13 protein-coding genes are annotated in these 14,037 nt (G+C 66.5%); 4 read left to right on the top strand and 9 right to left on the bottom strand.

Features of this window, described 5'->3' with window-relative positions:
- Window positions 1–265 precede the first annotated feature (265 nt).
- Together HNW77_RS12240 and HNW77_RS12235 are read left to right on the top strand one after the other, a co-directional pair.
- Complete coding sequence (locus HNW77_RS12240; protein ID WP_241694447.1) at window positions 266–2,095, top strand: tetratricopeptide repeat protein; 1,830 nt, start codon at window positions 266–268, stop codon at window positions 2,093–2,095.
- The gene (locus HNW77_RS12235) at window positions 2,095–3,024 is read left to right on the top strand and encodes a 4-(cytidine 5'-diphospho)-2-C-methyl-D-erythritol kinase (protein WP_172157974.1); all 930 of its coding nucleotides are present in this window, start codon (window positions 2,095–2,097) and stop codon (window positions 3,022–3,024) included. Before HNW77_RS12240 ends, HNW77_RS12235 begins: the two co-directional genes overlap by 1 nt.
- A gap of 103 nt (window positions 3,025–3,127) precedes the next feature.
- Here HNW77_RS12235 and HNW77_RS12230 read toward each other — a convergent pair whose 3' ends face one another.
- The 6 genes from HNW77_RS12230 to HNW77_RS12205 form a co-directional block, all read right to left on the bottom strand.
- Window positions 3,128–4,120: an SDR family oxidoreductase gene (locus HNW77_RS12230; protein WP_172157972.1), complete on the bottom strand. Its 993-nt coding sequence runs from the start codon at window positions 4,118–4,120 to the stop codon at window positions 3,128–3,130.
- A gap of 127 nt (window positions 4,121–4,247) precedes the next feature.
- The gene (locus tag HNW77_RS12225) at window positions 4,248–4,826 is read right to left on the bottom strand and encodes a YqaA family protein (protein ID WP_172157984.1); all 579 of its coding nucleotides are present in this window, start codon (window positions 4,824–4,826) and stop codon (window positions 4,248–4,250) included.
- Window positions 4,827–4,866: 40 nt separating this feature from the next.
- Entirely contained in the window at window positions 4,867–5,346 is a 480-nt protein-coding gene (locus HNW77_RS12220; RefSeq protein ID WP_172157971.1) for an OsmC family protein, read from the bottom strand.
- A gap of 40 nt (window positions 5,347–5,386) precedes the next feature.
- Window positions 5,387–6,973 carry an ATP-binding protein gene (locus HNW77_RS12215; protein WP_172157969.1) on the bottom strand — a complete coding sequence of 529 codons (1,587 nt, stop codon included), beginning with the start codon at window positions 6,971–6,973 and terminating at the stop codon, window positions 5,387–5,389.
- 8 nt (window positions 6,974–6,981) lie between these two features.
- Window positions 6,982–7,701, bottom strand: coding sequence for a response regulator (locus HNW77_RS12210; RefSeq protein ID WP_172157967.1), 720 nt, complete (start codon window positions 7,699–7,701; stop codon window positions 6,982–6,984).
- A 78-nt stretch (window positions 7,702–7,779) separates the two neighbouring features.
- On the bottom strand, window positions 7,780–8,802 hold the full coding sequence (locus HNW77_RS12205) for a cysteine synthase A (RefSeq protein WP_172157982.1): 1,023 nt from the start codon (window positions 8,800–8,802) through the stop codon (window positions 7,780–7,782).
- Window positions 8,803–8,953: 151 nt separating this feature from the next.
- Here HNW77_RS12205 and HNW77_RS12200 point away from each other — a divergent pair, with 151 nt between their 5' ends.
- Complete coding sequence (locus HNW77_RS12200; protein WP_172157980.1) at window positions 8,954–9,364, top strand: rhodanese-like domain-containing protein; 411 nt, start codon at window positions 8,954–8,956, stop codon at window positions 9,362–9,364.
- 118 nt (window positions 9,365–9,482) lie between these two features.
- On the opposite strand, the gene HNW77_RS12195 is transcribed toward HNW77_RS12200, so the two are convergent.
- On the bottom strand, window positions 9,483–10,376 hold the full coding sequence (locus tag HNW77_RS12195) for a DUF2272 domain-containing protein (RefSeq protein ID WP_172157966.1): 894 nt from the start codon (window positions 10,374–10,376) through the stop codon (window positions 9,483–9,485).
- Window positions 10,377–10,629: 253 nt separating this feature from the next.
- Between HNW77_RS12195 and HNW77_RS12190 the strand changes: the two genes are divergently transcribed.
- Entirely contained in the window at window positions 10,630–11,628 is a 999-nt protein-coding gene (locus tag HNW77_RS12190) for an aldo/keto reductase (RefSeq protein ID WP_172157964.1), read from the top strand.
- Between the two features lie 45 nt (window positions 11,629–11,673).
- On the opposite strand, the gene HNW77_RS12185 is transcribed toward HNW77_RS12190, so the two are convergent.
- Window positions 11,674–12,033 (bottom strand): hypothetical protein, encoded by a 360-nt coding sequence (locus HNW77_RS12185; RefSeq protein WP_172157963.1) that lies wholly within the window; start codon window positions 12,031–12,033, stop codon window positions 11,674–11,676.
- Between the two features lie 55 nt (window positions 12,034–12,088).
- A complete protein-coding gene (locus HNW77_RS12180) occupies window positions 12,089–13,858 on the bottom strand; it encodes a Na+/H+ antiporter (RefSeq protein WP_172157961.1) in 1,770 nt (589 codons plus the stop codon).
- Window positions 13,859–14,037 lie beyond the last annotated feature (179 nt).

Here is a 14,037-nt window from a genome sequence, read left to right as displayed (position 1 = left end):
GTCCATTCTCCGCGTCTGGCTGTATGGGGGTGGGCTGTACAAAAGGGGCGGGGTTGCGTGGCGGAATGGCAAGCGCCAGCCTGTCATGCGGGTCGGGGTCCAGCGCGTCATCCGCGCCCCACTCCACATAAAGGCGTAACAGGGACAGGGAATCAGTCATCGGATGGATATATCCCGCACCGGCACGGGCCATGCAGCCGCGCGCCGTCCTGCCTCTCCGTTCAGGGTTTGGCAGCGGACGCCGCACGCGGTAGATTCTGGCGTCATGCTCTTACCTCGTCTGTCACGCATGGTCGTGGCCTCCCTTGTTGTACCGCTCCTTGCCGGGATTCCCAACCGTGAAATGCGGGCCGCCCCGCCGGTTGACCCCATCACCGAGGCCGGAAAGCAGGATCTGGCCACCAATCTGCTTGTTGGCAACGTGGCCGCGGCCGAAGGTGACAACAGCGAGGCCGCGCGGGCCTATGGCGTGGCGGCAGGGCTTGCGCCAACCTTCCGGCTGTTTGGCGAGCGGGCGTTTTTCTACAGCATCCTGGCCGGCAGCCCGGAGGCGGCAGCCCTGGCCCACGCGCAGCCCCCCGGTGTCATGCCCGCGCTGATCATGGGCAATGCCGCAGCCCTTGCCGGGCGGTGGGATGAGGCGGTGACGCATTACCAGAACGCGCCGGCCGACCAGATCATGGGCCTGCTGCGCCCGCTGCTGCGTGCCTGGGCGCTGCAGGGCGCGGGCAAGACGGATGAGGCCCTTGCCGCCCTTGCGCCCGCTGAGGTCGATGCCCGGCTGGGCGGCTACTATACCCTGCACTCGGCCCTGATCGCCCAGCTTGGCGGCATGCAGATGCGTGCCGACACGCTGTTCCGCCAGGCGGCGGAAAAGGGCAGCGGCGACCTGTTCACCACGGTGGTCATGGCGCGCTGGCTGGTTACCCAGGGGCAGGAGGCGGCGGCGCGCGACCTGATCAACCAGCGCATTACCGCCATGCCGGTGCTGGAAACGGCGCGCGCCAACCTCATGGCCATGCTCCAGCACCCGGTGGTGAGCCATGCCACCCAGGGCCTGGCGCAGGCTTACGGGCTGGTGGCGCTGCTGATCGACCAGCAGCTTTATGCCCATGAGGGCGCGGATGAAGACCACGCGGGCGATGCCGCGATGGAAATCGGCACCCTGCGCGGCACCGAGCAGATGATGCTGCGCATGGCGCTTACCCTTGACCCGGCGGATTCGGAGGCACGGCTGCTGCTTTCCTCCATGCTGCATGCCCGCAAGCAGGACCGGCAGGCGCGCGCCGCCTTTGATGGCGCCCCGGCCAGTGACCCGCTGCTGCCCGTCTATCGCGCCGAGCAGGCCGATCTTGACGTGGTGCTTGGCCACAAGGAGCAGGCGGCGCAGGAACTGCGTGACCTGCTGCGCCAGGCCCCCGATGACCGCACGCTGTGGAGCAGCCTTGGCGATGCCCTGCTCGACCAGCAGAAATGGCCCGAAGCCCTTGATGCCTACCAGCACGCCACGGCCCTCGCCCCCCACCGGCTGGAAGGCGATGACTGGCGGCTGCTGTTTGGCCAGGCCATAGCGCAGGAGCGCCAGAACCACTGGCCGCAGGCGCGGGTGCTGTTGCAGCATGCCCTCCAGCTTGCGCCCAACGAGGCGGAACTGCTGAACTACCTTGGCTATTCCATGGTCGAGCATGGCGAGAACCCGGCCCTGGCCGAATCCTACCTGCGCCGCGCGCTGGCCCTTGCGCCGTCTGACAACCAGATCCGCGACAGCGTGGGCTGGGTGCTCATGCGGCTGGGCCATGTGGCGGAGGGCCTGCCGCTGCTCGAGCAGTCGGTCGAGCAGATGCCGCAGGACCCCGCCATCAACTACCACCTTGGCGTGGCCTACTGGATGGCGGGCCGCAGGCTGGAGGCGGTCAATGAATGGCAGAACGCCATCGCGTTCCAGCCCGACCCGATGGACCGCCGCAAGATCACGGCGGCGCTGGACTATGCCCATGCGTGGCAGGCCCACAGGAGCATGGCGCTCCCAGCCGACCTCAAGCCGGTGGCAACGCCGCCTTCTTCCCCTTCCCAGCCAAATGGAACCCGTCACTGATGTCGTCGCTGCACGAACTGGCGCATGCCAAGATCAACCTGTACCTGCATGTCACGGGGCGACGGCAGGCCGATGGCTATCACCTGCTTGACAGTCTTGCCGTATTTGCAGGGGCTGCGGACCGGCTGGAGCTGACAAGGGGCAGCGGGCAGGGCGGCCATGTTGCGCTCGACATCAAGGGCCGGTTCTGTGCCGGGCTGGGGCATGAGGACTGCGCCGATAATCTGATCGTGCGCGCAGGCGCGATGCTGCGCGAACATATTGGCGCGCAGGCCGCGCGCGCGCTGCCGGATGTGGCGATCACGCTGCACAAGGAACTGCCCGTGGCCTCGGGCATTGGCGGCGGCTCGGCCGATGCGGCTGCCGCCCTGCGGCTGCTGCTGCGGGTGTGGCACCTTGACCTGCCGCGCGCCACGCTCATGGCGCTGGCCACGCGGCTTGGCGCGGATGTGCCGGTCTGCCTTGAGCAGTGCGCCGCGCGCATGGAGGGAATCGGTGAGGAACTCTCCCCCGCGCCCCACCTGCCGCCGTGTGGCATGATGCTGGTCAATTGCGGGCAGAGCGTATCCACCCCGCAGGTGTTCAAGACCCGCGCGCCGGTCTTTACCCCCCGCGCCACGCTGCCCGCCGCCTGGGCCACGCTGGCCGATATGGTGCGCGACCTTGAAGCCCAGACCAATGACCTGCAGGAAGCCGCCTGCGCCATCTGCCCGGAAATTGCGACCGTGCTCGACGCCCTGCGCGCCGCACCCGGCTGCCGCCTTGCGCGCATGAGTGGCTCGGGTGCGACGTGCTTTGCCCTGTTCGACAGCCCCGAGGCTGCCCGTGCAGCGCAGGCCGCCGTGCAGCAGGCGGGCGCGCACTGGTGGGTATGGGCGGGTGATCTGTGCCGCACCCGTGCGGGTGTGCACACGTCCATCCCCGCCTGAGCGGGAAGGGCGTTTTACAGATAAAAGTTTCTGGGTGCCGCCTTTTTTCAAAAAGGCGGCGTCTTTAGAAGCTTCTTGAAAAAAGCTTCACCAAAAACTTTTATCAGTTTTCAGTTTTTTTGCGGCGCAGGGCCAGCAGCACGATGCCCATCAGCCCCGTTACGGTGGCAAGCTGGGCGTGGCGGCTGGTCAGCAGGAATGGCATGGCCTTGCGCGTGACCATGTCAAACCGGCCATGGGCGGCATAGGCGCCGGGCACGGTTTCGTACAGGTCATCGGGCTCGCTGCCGTCCACCGGCGTCTTTTCCAGTTGCTTCGCATAGCCCTTGCCCGACAGCCAGCGGTCCGACAGGCCGGGCAGGAAGGTGGACAGCGCCCAGTTGCGCACGCCCGACAGGCCCACCCAGATGTCACGCTCGCGCCCGAAGGCGGCGCGGCAGATGGCCTCGGCTGCGATTTCAGGCTCGTATACCGGCCCCATCGGCTTGAGGCGCTTGCCGGTGTGGTTGCGCGTCCATGAAAAACGCGGCGTGTTGATGGCGGGCAGGTGCACGAGCGCGATATGAATGCGGTCGCCATCATGCAGGATCTCGGGGCGGATGCTCTCGGAGAAGGCGCGCACGGCGGCCCGCGCCCCGTTCTCCACCGCCTGCAGCGGCGGCGGGCGCAGGCTGGCCAGCCGGTCGAGATTGACGATGGTGCCGTGGCCCCGGCGGCGCATGCGGGTCAGGGCCGCGCGCGTGCCGTTGACGGTGCCAAGATAGGTCACCTCGGTCGCGCGGCGGATCTCATCGGCCTCAAGGGCTGCAACCTGCCCGGTTACGGTCGCGCCCGCGCAGTTGATCCACAGCGTGATGGGGCCGAGCTTTTCCTCTATTTCCTCGGCCGCCTGTTCCACCGCTGCCGCATCGGCCACGTCGGCGCAGACGATATGGGTGCGTACGGTGAGTTCGCGCAGTTCGGCGGCGGCATCATTGAGCCGGTCGCGGTTGCGGCCCAGCAGGGCGACATCGCACCCGGCCCGGGCCAGTGTGCGGGCCGTGGCGCGGCCGATTCCCGCGCCCGCTCCGGTAATGACGGCAACCTGCTGCGGCATGAATGATGCTCCCACCCGTTGGTAACAAGACCCGCGCGGGCAACACCGCGCGGGCTGAAAATCACGATCGGCACCCTATCACGGCGCGGCGCGGGCGAACACCATCGCGCGGGCAGGGGTGCCCCCCTCAGATGTATTTCAGCGCCACGATGCCGCCCACCAGCACGACCGCGAACAGCCCGGCCACCAGCGGCAGGCGCTGCTCGATAAAGCCCTGGATCGGCGCGCCATAGCGGCGCAGCAGGGCGGCCAGCAGGAAGAAGCGCGCGCCACGCGTCACCGCGCAGGCCAGCAGGAACGGCACCAGCGACAGATGCGCCGCCCCACTGGCAATGGTGACGAATTTGAACGGGATGGGGGTCAGCCCCTTGATGAGGATGATCCACACGCCCCATTCGCGGAAACGGTCCTGCAGGGTCTGCAATGTATGCTCGGCATGATAGAAATGCACGATTGGCATGGCCGCGTATTCCAGCAGGAACGAGCCGATGCACCAGCCCAGCACCGCCCCCGCCACGGAGGCTGCGGTGCAGATGGCGGCCAGCCGGAAGGCCCGCTCGCGCTGTGTCAGCACCATGGGCAGCAGCATGATGTCGGGCGGCAGCGGAAAGATGCTGGCCTCGGCAAAGGCGATGGCCGCCAGCCATATGACGGCATGCCGACTGGCGGCGAGGGCAGTAATGCGGGCATACAGGCGATCAAGCATCATTGGGCAATGCCATCAACCGCCTGCTGGCGGCAAGAAATTATTGCGCGCTGGTCACGCGCGGCTCGCACGTCACGGGAAAGCGTACGGAGCGCGCGATGCAGCTGCGCATGGCGGCATCATGGTGCAGGTCGATCACCTGCTTGACGTCATGCGCGGTGGAAAGGGCGGCGTGGGGCCGCAGGATGACCTGCGTGAAGGAAAATGACCCGTCATCAAACTCCTCCAGAATGCCCTCGGCATGGTCGGCATAGGACAGGATGCCGATTCCCATCGCCGTGCACAGATGGATGAACCAGAGCTGGTGGTCCGCGCACAGGGCGCCGAGCAGCAGCTTCTCGGGGTTCCATTTCTGGGAGTCGCCACGAAAGGCGGGTGCGGCCGAGCCGTCAATGACCGGCCGGCCCGTGCAGTGCAGTTCGTAGCTGCGTTGATGATGGGCCTGCCGGGAAGCCCCGTCATGTTCGCCGTTTCCGGTCCATAGAAGGGAGACCTGATAACGGTGTGTTCTGTCCGGCATCGAGCGCTATATCCTGAATTGTCCGTACTGGAATCGGACCTTAGCAGACAAGTGTGACCGTCACACGTAATCCATGCGGGTGTCGGTTGCCTAGCCGGATATCGCCGCCAAGTCCCCAGATGATATTGCGCGAAATGGACAGGCCGAGCCCCGTGCCGCCGGTTTCGCGGTTGCGGCTCTGCTCGGCGCGCACGAAGGGGTCGAACATGCGCTCGAGGTCCTCGGTGGGCAGGCCGGGGCCATCATCCTCGATCAGGATGGTGACGGTGGATTCCGTCCCGTCCGCACCCGCGCCCTTATGGGGCGGCAGCAGCACGATCCGCACGCCGCCGCCATATTTTATGGCGTTGGTGACAAGGTTGTTCAGCGCGCGCTTGAGTGCCACGGGGCGCGCGCGCACCAGCACGTCGGGCATTTCAGATGAAAACGCGATGTTCTGCGCCGCATCGAGATAGGTCTCGGCCGCTTCATCGGCAATGGTCTGGAGCAGTGCCGTCAGGTTGACCTGCCCCATCGGCTCGCGCTGCGAGGCATCGCGGCCAAAGGCCAGGGTGGCGGCCACCATGGCCTCGAGTTCATCAAGGTCGGCCAGCATCTTGGCCCGCATCTCGTCATCCTCGATGAATTCGGCGCGCAGCTTCAGCCGCGTGATCGGCGTGCGCAGGTCGTGGCCGATGGCGGTCAGCATCAGCGTGCGGTCGGTCAGGTAGCGGCGGATGCGGTGCGCCATGGTGTTGAAGGCATGGGCGGCGCGTGCCACCTCGCTTGGCCCGTCCTCGGGCATGGGGGGCGCGTTGACGTTGCGGCCAAGTTCCTCGGCGGCGGCGCCAAGCGTGCTGACGGGCGCGATCAGCCTGCGCACGCCCCACAGGATCAGGATACCACCTGCGAAGGTCATGATGAGGAAGGCGATGGGGAAGGTGGGCGAGCGGAACGGGCTGGGCCGGGGCAGGATGTAATGGATCGTGACCCACCGCCGCTCATCGGGCAGCAGGAAGGCAACCGTCCGCCTGCGCCCCGTCGCGGGTGAGATCAGCACCTGCTCGGGGCGCATCGATTGCGGCAGCGGCCCCATGCCGGGATCGTTTTCGGGGCCGAATCCATGCGGGCCGCCGGGGCTGTCGGGGCCAAAGGGGCCACGCGGTCCGTGCGGGCCGCCGTGGCCGAAGGGCACCTGTCCCATGTCATCGGACATGTGGCCACCGCCACCACCGTTCCACTCACCGGGCAGCATGTGGTGCTGGGGGTGCGGCGGCAGCGCCATGGCGTTGATCATGTCCGGCTCGGGGCCGGGGGTGAGCGTGATGTGCACGCTCTCGGGCAGGTGCAGGGCTGCAAGTTCGCGGTCACGGTCTGACGGCGCGGTCTCCACTATGGCGCGGTAATAGGTGAACATCTTGCTGCGCGCGCGCTCATAGATCATGCGCTGGTCAAAATCGAACCGGTCCAGCGCGTGGATTGTCAGCCCGATGATCTGGATGATGCCCAGCCCCCCGATCAGCAGCAGCGTGGTGCGCGCGGCAAGCGATTGCGGCAGGATGCGGCGCCACAGGCGCGGCCATGCGCCCGGCGGCTTTTCTTCTGGCGGGGGCGCGGACAGGAAGGAGGAACCGGAGAGGGGCTGCATGGGGCGGGTCAGCTACGCTCGACCTCGGCTGCGAGCACGTAGCCCCCGCCGCGCACCGTCTTGATCAGCTGTGCGTTGCGGCCGTTATCCTCGAGCTTGCGGCGCAGGCGGCTGATGGCCACGTCGATGGCGCGGTCGAACGGGCCGGCCTGCCGCCCGCGCAGCAGGTCGAACAGCATGTCGCGCGTCATGACCCGGTTGGCGCGGTCGAGCAGGGCAAGCAGCAGGTCGTATTCGCCGCCGGTCAGGGGCACTTCCACCCCTTCGGGGTTGTGCAGCCGCCGCCGCCCGGTATCGAGCGACCAGCCCGCAAAGCGCAGCGTGTGCAGCACCGGCACGCTGCGCGGGTCGGGCGTGTCGCTGGCGCGGCGCAGCACGGCGCGGATGCGCGCGAGCAGCTCACGCGGGTTGAAGGGCTTGGGCACGTAGTCATCCGCGCCGAGTTCAAGGCCGATGATGCGGTCGGTATCATCGCCCATCGCGGTCAGCATCACGATGGGCACGTTGGCCTGCGTGCGCAGCCAGCGCGAGATGTCCAGCCCGCTCTCGCCTGGCAGCATGAGATCGAGGATGACCAGCTGGTAATGCCCCTCCCCCCACCGGCGGCGGGCTTCCTGCCCGTCGCGCGCGGTGGTGACGCGCAGTTCGTTGCGTTCGAGGAAGCGTGCCAGCAGGTCACGGATCTCGCGGTCGTCATCGATGACGAGGATATGCGGCAGCGGGTTCATGCGGCCTATCCTACACCATGGCGCGGGTGGCCGCACCCGGTGTTTCACTCCGTTTCAATGGGCGTGACCGCGGCCTTTTCAGGCCAGCCAGGACGGCACGGGCAGGTTTTTGCCGCGCAGGAATTCCGGGTTGAACAGCTTGGACTGGTAGCGCGCGCCGCCATCGCACAGGATGGTGACGATGCGGTGCCCCGGCCCCATGGCGCGGGCCACGCGGATGGCGGCGGCGATGTTGATGCCCGCCGAGCCACCCACCGAGAGCCCTTCATGGATCAGCAGGCTGTAGATCTGCTCCAGCGCCTCGGGGTCGGGGATGCGCACGGCATCATCGAAATGCAGCCCCTCGAGGTTGCCCGTCACGCGGGACTGGCCGATGCCTTCGGTCACGGAAGACCCGCTGACCGAAAGGTCACCCGACTTCACCCAGCCATACAGGCCCGAGCCTTCGGGGTCGGCCAGCACGATGCGCGGGCGCGCGACACCGGCCTTGCGGGCTTCATCCTCCAGCCCCAGCGTTACCCCCGCCAGCGTGCCGCCGGTGCCGCACGAGCAGGTGAAGGCATCGAGCCTGCCGCCCATCTGCTGCCAGATCTCGGGGGCGGTGGTGTGGCGGTGGCCTTCGCGGTTGGCGGTGTTGTCGAACTGGTTGGCCCACACGCCGCCGGTCTCTTCCGCCAGACGGCGCGAGACATGCACGTAATTGCCCGGATCACGGAAAGGCCTGGCGGGCACGAGGCGCAGGTCGGCTCCGATCATGCGCAGGAAGTCGATCTTCTCGCGGCTCTGGGTCTCGGGCATGACGATGATGGAGCGGTAGCCGCGCGCATTGGCCACGAGCGTGAGGCCGATGCCGGTATTGCCGGCCGTGCCCTCGACAATCGTGCCGCCGGGCCTGAGCGTGCCGCGGCGTTCGGCATCGTCGATGATGGCAAGGGCCGCGCGGTCCTTGACCGAGCCGCCGGGGTTCATGAACTCCGCCTTGCCGTAAATTTCACATCCCGTGATGTCTGACGCATGGCGCAGGCGGATCAGCGGCGTATGGCCGATCGCTGCGGGCATGTCCGCGCTGGGGGAGGAGACGGGATTTGCACTTTCGGCCATAAGGCAGCACCTTCGCTTGATCTGGGTCGTACCATGCGGCACGGCAGGCCGGATGGTGGCCATGCAGTGCCTGTTGCATCCTTACTATCAGGAATGGGGCAGGGCTGGCATATCCCCGCTGCACAGGTTTTTCCAGCCGAAAGGAAACATGATGATTGACGATATCTCGCCCGCCGCCGCGTGGGCCGCGGTCAGCGGCCGCCCCAACGCCCATCTGGTGGATGTGCGCACCCCCATGGAATGGGAACATATCGGCGTGCCCGATCTTTCCAGCGCAGGCCGCACGCTGGTACGCGACAGCTGGCAGCTGCCGCCCGCGGGCCAGGTCAACCCGCACTTCCTGGCCACCCTGGAACAGGCCGGGATCGGCAAGACCGACGAGATCTATTTCATCTGCCGCTCCGGCGCGCGCAGCATGGCAGCCGCCCACGCGGCGTATGACGCGGGCTATCACAATGTTTTCAACGTGGCTGACGGGTTCGAGGGGCCGGAAGACGCCACCGGCAGTCGCGGCCGCCTTGCGGGCTGGCAGGCATCCGAACTGCCATGGACGCGTGGCTGAGTGACTGGGCGCCATTTATAAAAGTTTCTGGGTGCCGCCTTTTTGCAAAAAGGCGGCGTTCTTTCCGAAGCTTTTTGCAAAAAGCTTCACCAGAAACTTTTACAGTTGAAAGCCTGCCTTACTGGTCAGCCTGCGGCTCGCGGTCGGCATCGTAGCGCACCTGCAGCACCACGCACCACGGGTAGCGGGAGTCGAGGCTTTTGCCGTGGCTGTCGGTCAGGCGGCCATTGGGGCCTACGGGCACATGGGTCAGGGCCACGGCATCATCGATATTGCCGCCAATGATGCTGATTTCGTGGCCGAAGGGCGCATCATCATGCGGCCCGGCCACCACGATGCCGCAATGGGCGGGAAAGCCCTGCGCCGTGGGCAGGTCACGAAAGCGCACCGCCTTGCTCGCCCCGCGCCCCACGCAGATCAGGTCGCCCGTCCTGGGTGCGTAGCGCGCGGGATTGCGGGCCCTGACGCCCTTCTCCTGCCCGGAGGCCGCGGCATTGATATAGGTGGCGTGGTTGGGGGAATAGGCGAAGCGGTCATTCGCCCCCGCCACCCGCATCACGTACGAGATGAATGCCGCCGACCATGCATAATAGCCATCATGCACGAAATCGGTGATGTGGCCGTTCGCATCGTGCTTGCCATCCCATGAGGATTCGGTCTCGGCGGGGTCCTGGCCAATCCACCAGTATTCCCCCACGCGCTGCCACAGCCCGGCGGTGCGCTCGGGCTTGACCACCGGGGTGGTCGGCTCGGGGCGCAGCAGCGGGTCGTCATCACTCACCGGCTGGCCGAACAGCCGCCATTCGCGCAGCGCGATGGCCACCACGTCCTGCCGGTTGAAGGGCTCGTAGGTGCGGGTGGCGAAATCGGGCACGTGCGGGTTGACCGCCAGCGGCCCCGCGCCATTGGCATATTGCGCGACCGGGGTGGTCGCCCGATGGGCCTGATTGGCCGGAGTATGCGCGCACGCAGCCAGCACGAGCAGGGGGGCGAGCAGGACTGTCTTGCGCAAGGGGCACTCCGTAACAGGTGACGCGTGCCTCTACCCATACGGCGCGGACCGGCCTTGCGGAAGGGGTGCGCCCCCTCCCGGCCCGAAAAAGAACGCAACGCCGCTACGCGCTTCGTGTTGTGTGGGCAGGCGCGGGGCATGCATGCCCGCCGCCGTGCCAGGGCGGGTAACGCGATGCGCCGCGCCGTGGCACACTCTGGTCTGGCGGTCGTCCCATCGCCAGGACCGTATTGACCACAAGGGAGAACATTTCATGACGCAGGCGTCTGTTACGGAAACCATCCAGATCCGGGGGCTCAAGCGCCCCGTCTCGCGCATTGCGCTGGGCACGTGGGCCATTGGCGGGTGGATGTGGGGCGGCCCGGATGACCGCAACGCCATCGCCACCATCCACGAAGCGCTCGACCTGGGCATAACGCTGCTTGATACCGCGCCCGTTTACGGTTTTGGCCATTCGGAGGAGATCGTGGGCCAGGCCCTGGCCGGGCGGCGCGACAGCGTGGCCATCGCCACCAAGGTGGGCCTGGACTGGAAGGATGACCACAAGCCCTTCCGCAATTCCTCCCCCGCGCGCATCCGCAAGGAAATCGAGGATTCGCTGCGCCGCCTGCGCACCGACTACATCGACCTCTATCAGGTGCACTGGCCCGATTCCTCGGTGCCGATGGAGGAGACGGCCCGCACGCTCGAGGCCCTGGTGCGCGAAGGCAAGGTGCTGGCGCTGGGGGTGAGCAATTTCTCCGTTGCCCAGATGGACGCCTTCCGGCAGTTCGCCCCGCTCTGTGCCGTGCAGCCGCCCTATAACCTGTTCGAGCGCGCGATGGAGCATGACATCCTGCCCTATGCCCGCCAGCACGACCTGGCCATCCTGGCCTATGGCCCGCTGTGCCGTGGCCTGCTGTCAGGCAAGATGACGGCACAGACGAAATTCGGCGCCGATGACCTGCGCAGCGCCGACCCCAAGTTCCAGCCGCCCCGCTTTGCGCATTACCTGCAGGCCGTGCATGAGTTGCAGGACTTCGCCCGTGAAAAGCATGGCAGGTCGCTGCTTGCGCTGGCCATACGCTGGGTGCTGGACCAGGGGCCGACCATTGCCCTGTGGGGCGCGCGCCGCCCCGACCAGATCGCCGCCGTGGCCGATGCGATGGGCTGGCACCTCAGTGCCGATGACCGCCGCGAGATCGATGCGATCCTGGCGCGCTGCATCCCCGATCCGGTCGGCCCCGGTTTCATGGCCCCTCCGGGGAACTGACGGGCGGATGCGCGGCCCCGTGCCCTGCGTCGCCCGGCGTAGGGCTCAGGGGTCGACCGCGTCGCCCACGCTGGTGCTGTAGCGGGGCTTCCATGCCCCGTTCTCGACCATGCATTCGGCGTAAAAGCTCGTATGCCCCGACCCAACCCATGTCTGGGCGCTGCCGCTGTTTCCCCCCGCTCCGGCGCCAACGCCCGCCTTGCTCTGGCATCGCTGCGAGGCGGCTACATAGTGGGGATCCTTCTCGCTTATGGCCGGCACGAAGTCACTGATATCGCCATAGGGCGAGTTGCCGTGCGGGTGATGTTCGCGCACGTTGAAGTGGTGCGAGCGGGCCTGTGCCCCCGTGGCCCCGGCGGCGCTGAGGCACAGGCAGGCCAGCAGGATGCGGATGCGCAGCGGCATGGGGTGGTTCCTTTCGCGGTTTCGGTCTGCCGGTGGTGGTGTGGGGTTTCTTTTATCAGTCTGTCAGGGCGGCTGCCATGCGGCCCGTTTCAGGCAGGGCTGCGCCATCATGGGTGCCGGCAGGCGGCAGGCCATCGGGGCGGGGCAGGGAGCGGGCCTCGATCTGGAGTTCCTGCTCGATGAAATCAAGCTCCTGGTTGATGGTCAGTTCGGTCTCGTCATTGATGAGCTTCTGCACCACCCGCATGTGCAGGCGCTCGCGCATGTGGCGGATGACGCGGAAGCGCAGCGCGAGTTCGGCCCGTTTTTCACGGATGGCGGTGGCGCGGATGCTGGCTTCCGCCGCGCGGGAATTGTCCAGCCTGCGCAGCGTGTCCTGATATTCGTGCAGCAGGCGGCCAATGGCTTCCTGCTTGAGGTCAACGCTTTCCGAGCCCTCGGGCATGGTGTCGAGTTCCTGCTGCGCCAGCACGGCCTGCTCGGCATGCAGGGCCTCGATGGCGGTCTGCGCCAGTTCGATGCGCATCATGTCCAGTTCGTGCAGGCTGGGATCGTCCTCATCGGTGCTCATGCCGTGCAGCAGCGGCGGAATGGCCACGCTCGCCAGCACCAGCGAGCAGATGATCACGCCCGCCGCCAGGGTCACCAGCAGGTCGCGGCCCGGAAAGCCGGGTCCGGCCAGCGTTGCCACCGGCAGCGACAGCACGGCCGCCAGCGTAATGGCCCCGCGCGTGCCCGCCACGGTCATGAGCAGCACGTTGCGCGCGGACGGGATGACCGTATTGCGGTGGCGCAGATGGGCGAACAGCCGCCGGGCGGAAATGGAGATCCAGATCCACGCAAAGCGGATCAGGCTCATCATGAGCTGGATGCCCACGATGGCCAGGATCAGGAACCACGGCGAAATGCCGCCCGCGCGCGCAATGGCGGCGCCTCCGCTCACAAGATCGGGCAACTGCAGCCCCAGCAGCAGGAAGATCACGGCATTGAACGTGAAGTTCACCATGTCCCACACCGTGGTGGCCTTGAGGCGGGTTTCGGTGCGGGCCTCGTTCATCACCCCGGTGAACTTGACCGTCATGCCGCCCGCCACGGCGGCGAGGATGCCCGAGCACTGCACCGCATCGGCCAGCAGGTAGATGCCGAAGGGCAGCATCATGGCCAGCGTAATATGGGTGGGCGGGTCATCATAGCCGCGCACCAGCAGCATGTGCTCCGCCCGGCACGCGGCCCACGCCACCACGATGCCGATCACGATGCCGCCCGCCGCCATGAAGATGAAGCTGCCCAGCGCCTGCTGGAACGAGAACAGCCCCGTCATGGCCGCCGCTACCGCGAACTTGAAGCAGACCAGCCCCGAGGCATCGTTGAGCAGCGCCTCGCCATGCAGGATGTGCACCACGCGCGCGGGTGCCCGCCCGCCTTCGATCATGCTGCCAACCGAAACCGCATCGGTGGGTGACATGACGGCGGCAAGCGCAAAGGCGGCGGGCAGCATGATGGGCGGAATGAGCCAGTGGATGAAGTAGCCGCAGGCCAGCGTGGTGAAGACCACAAGCCCCAGCGCCATCATGACGATGATGTTGCGCAGTTCGCCAAACTCGCGCATCGGCATGCGGTAGGCATCGGCATAGAGCAGCGGCGGGATGAACAGCAGCAGGAACATGTCGGGGTCGAAGCCGATATTCAGCCCCGCAAGCGCTGCGATGGCGCCTACCGCGATCTGGATCAGCGGCAGGGGCACGGGAATGCGCCCCACGCGTGAAATCAGGCTGCTGATCCCGGTAACGGTCAGTAATGCAAGGGTGATGAAAACGGCATGCATCTGGCGTGGTCTTTTTTTATAGTTCTATTGCATTGGGGGAATACTTCATTTTTGCATGAATTAAAAATACAAAAGATGTTATTTTGAAGTTCCTGTTGTGTTATTTTCTTCTGCCAGCCATGCACGGATCGAAGATTTCCCCACCCTTCATTGACCCTGCCTCCCCCACTTCCCATTAT

Source organism: Komagataeibacter melomenusus, from assembly GCF_013155395.1.
Classification (GTDB): Bacteria; Pseudomonadota; Alphaproteobacteria; order Acetobacterales; family Acetobacteraceae; genus Komagataeibacter; species Komagataeibacter melomenusus.
The sequence above is the reverse complement of the archived record's forward strand: the minus strand, read 5'-3'. Positions and strand labels throughout refer to the sequence as shown.

What these genes read in the sequence shown, in the direction of transcription:
- HNW77_RS12240 (WP_241694447.1), top strand. Translation starts at nt 266, where the DNA reads ATGCTCTTACCTCGTCTGTCACGCATGGTCGTGGCCTCCCTTGTTGTA.
- HNW77_RS12235 (WP_172157974.1), top strand. Translation starts at nt 2,095, where the DNA reads ATGTCGTCGCTGCACGAACTGGCGCATGCCAAGATCAACCTGTACCTG.
- HNW77_RS12230 (WP_172157972.1), bottom strand. Translation starts at nt 4,120, where the DNA reads ATGCCGCAGCAGGTTGCCGTCATTACCGGAGCGGGCGCGGGAATCGGC.
- HNW77_RS12225 (WP_172157984.1), bottom strand. Translation starts at nt 4,826, where the DNA reads ATGCTTGATCGCCTGTATGCCCGCATTACTGCCCTCGCCGCCAGTCGG.
- HNW77_RS12220 (WP_172157971.1), bottom strand. Translation starts at nt 5,346, where the DNA reads ATGCCGGACAGAACACACCGTTATCAGGTCTCCCTTCTATGGACCGGA.
- HNW77_RS12215 (WP_172157969.1), bottom strand. Translation starts at nt 6,973, where the DNA reads ATGCAGCCCCTCTCCGGTTCCTCCTTCCTGTCCGCGCCCCCGCCAGAA.
- HNW77_RS12210 (WP_172157967.1), bottom strand. Translation starts at nt 7,701, where the DNA reads ATGAACCCGCTGCCGCATATCCTCGTCATCGATGACGACCGCGAGATC.
- HNW77_RS12205 (WP_172157982.1), bottom strand. Translation starts at nt 8,802, where the DNA reads ATGGCCGAAAGTGCAAATCCCGTCTCCTCCCCCAGCGCGGACATGCCC.
- HNW77_RS12200 (WP_172157980.1), top strand. Translation starts at nt 8,954, where the DNA reads ATGATTGACGATATCTCGCCCGCCGCCGCGTGGGCCGCGGTCAGCGGC.
- HNW77_RS12190 (WP_172157964.1), top strand. Translation starts at nt 10,630, where the DNA reads ATGACGCAGGCGTCTGTTACGGAAACCATCCAGATCCGGGGGCTCAAG.
- HNW77_RS12185 (WP_172157963.1), bottom strand. Translation starts at nt 12,033, where the DNA reads ATGCCGCTGCGCATCCGCATCCTGCTGGCCTGCCTGTGCCTCAGCGCC.
- HNW77_RS12180 (WP_172157961.1), bottom strand. Translation starts at nt 13,858, where the DNA reads ATGCATGCCGTTTTCATCACCCTTGCATTACTGACCGTTACCGGGATC.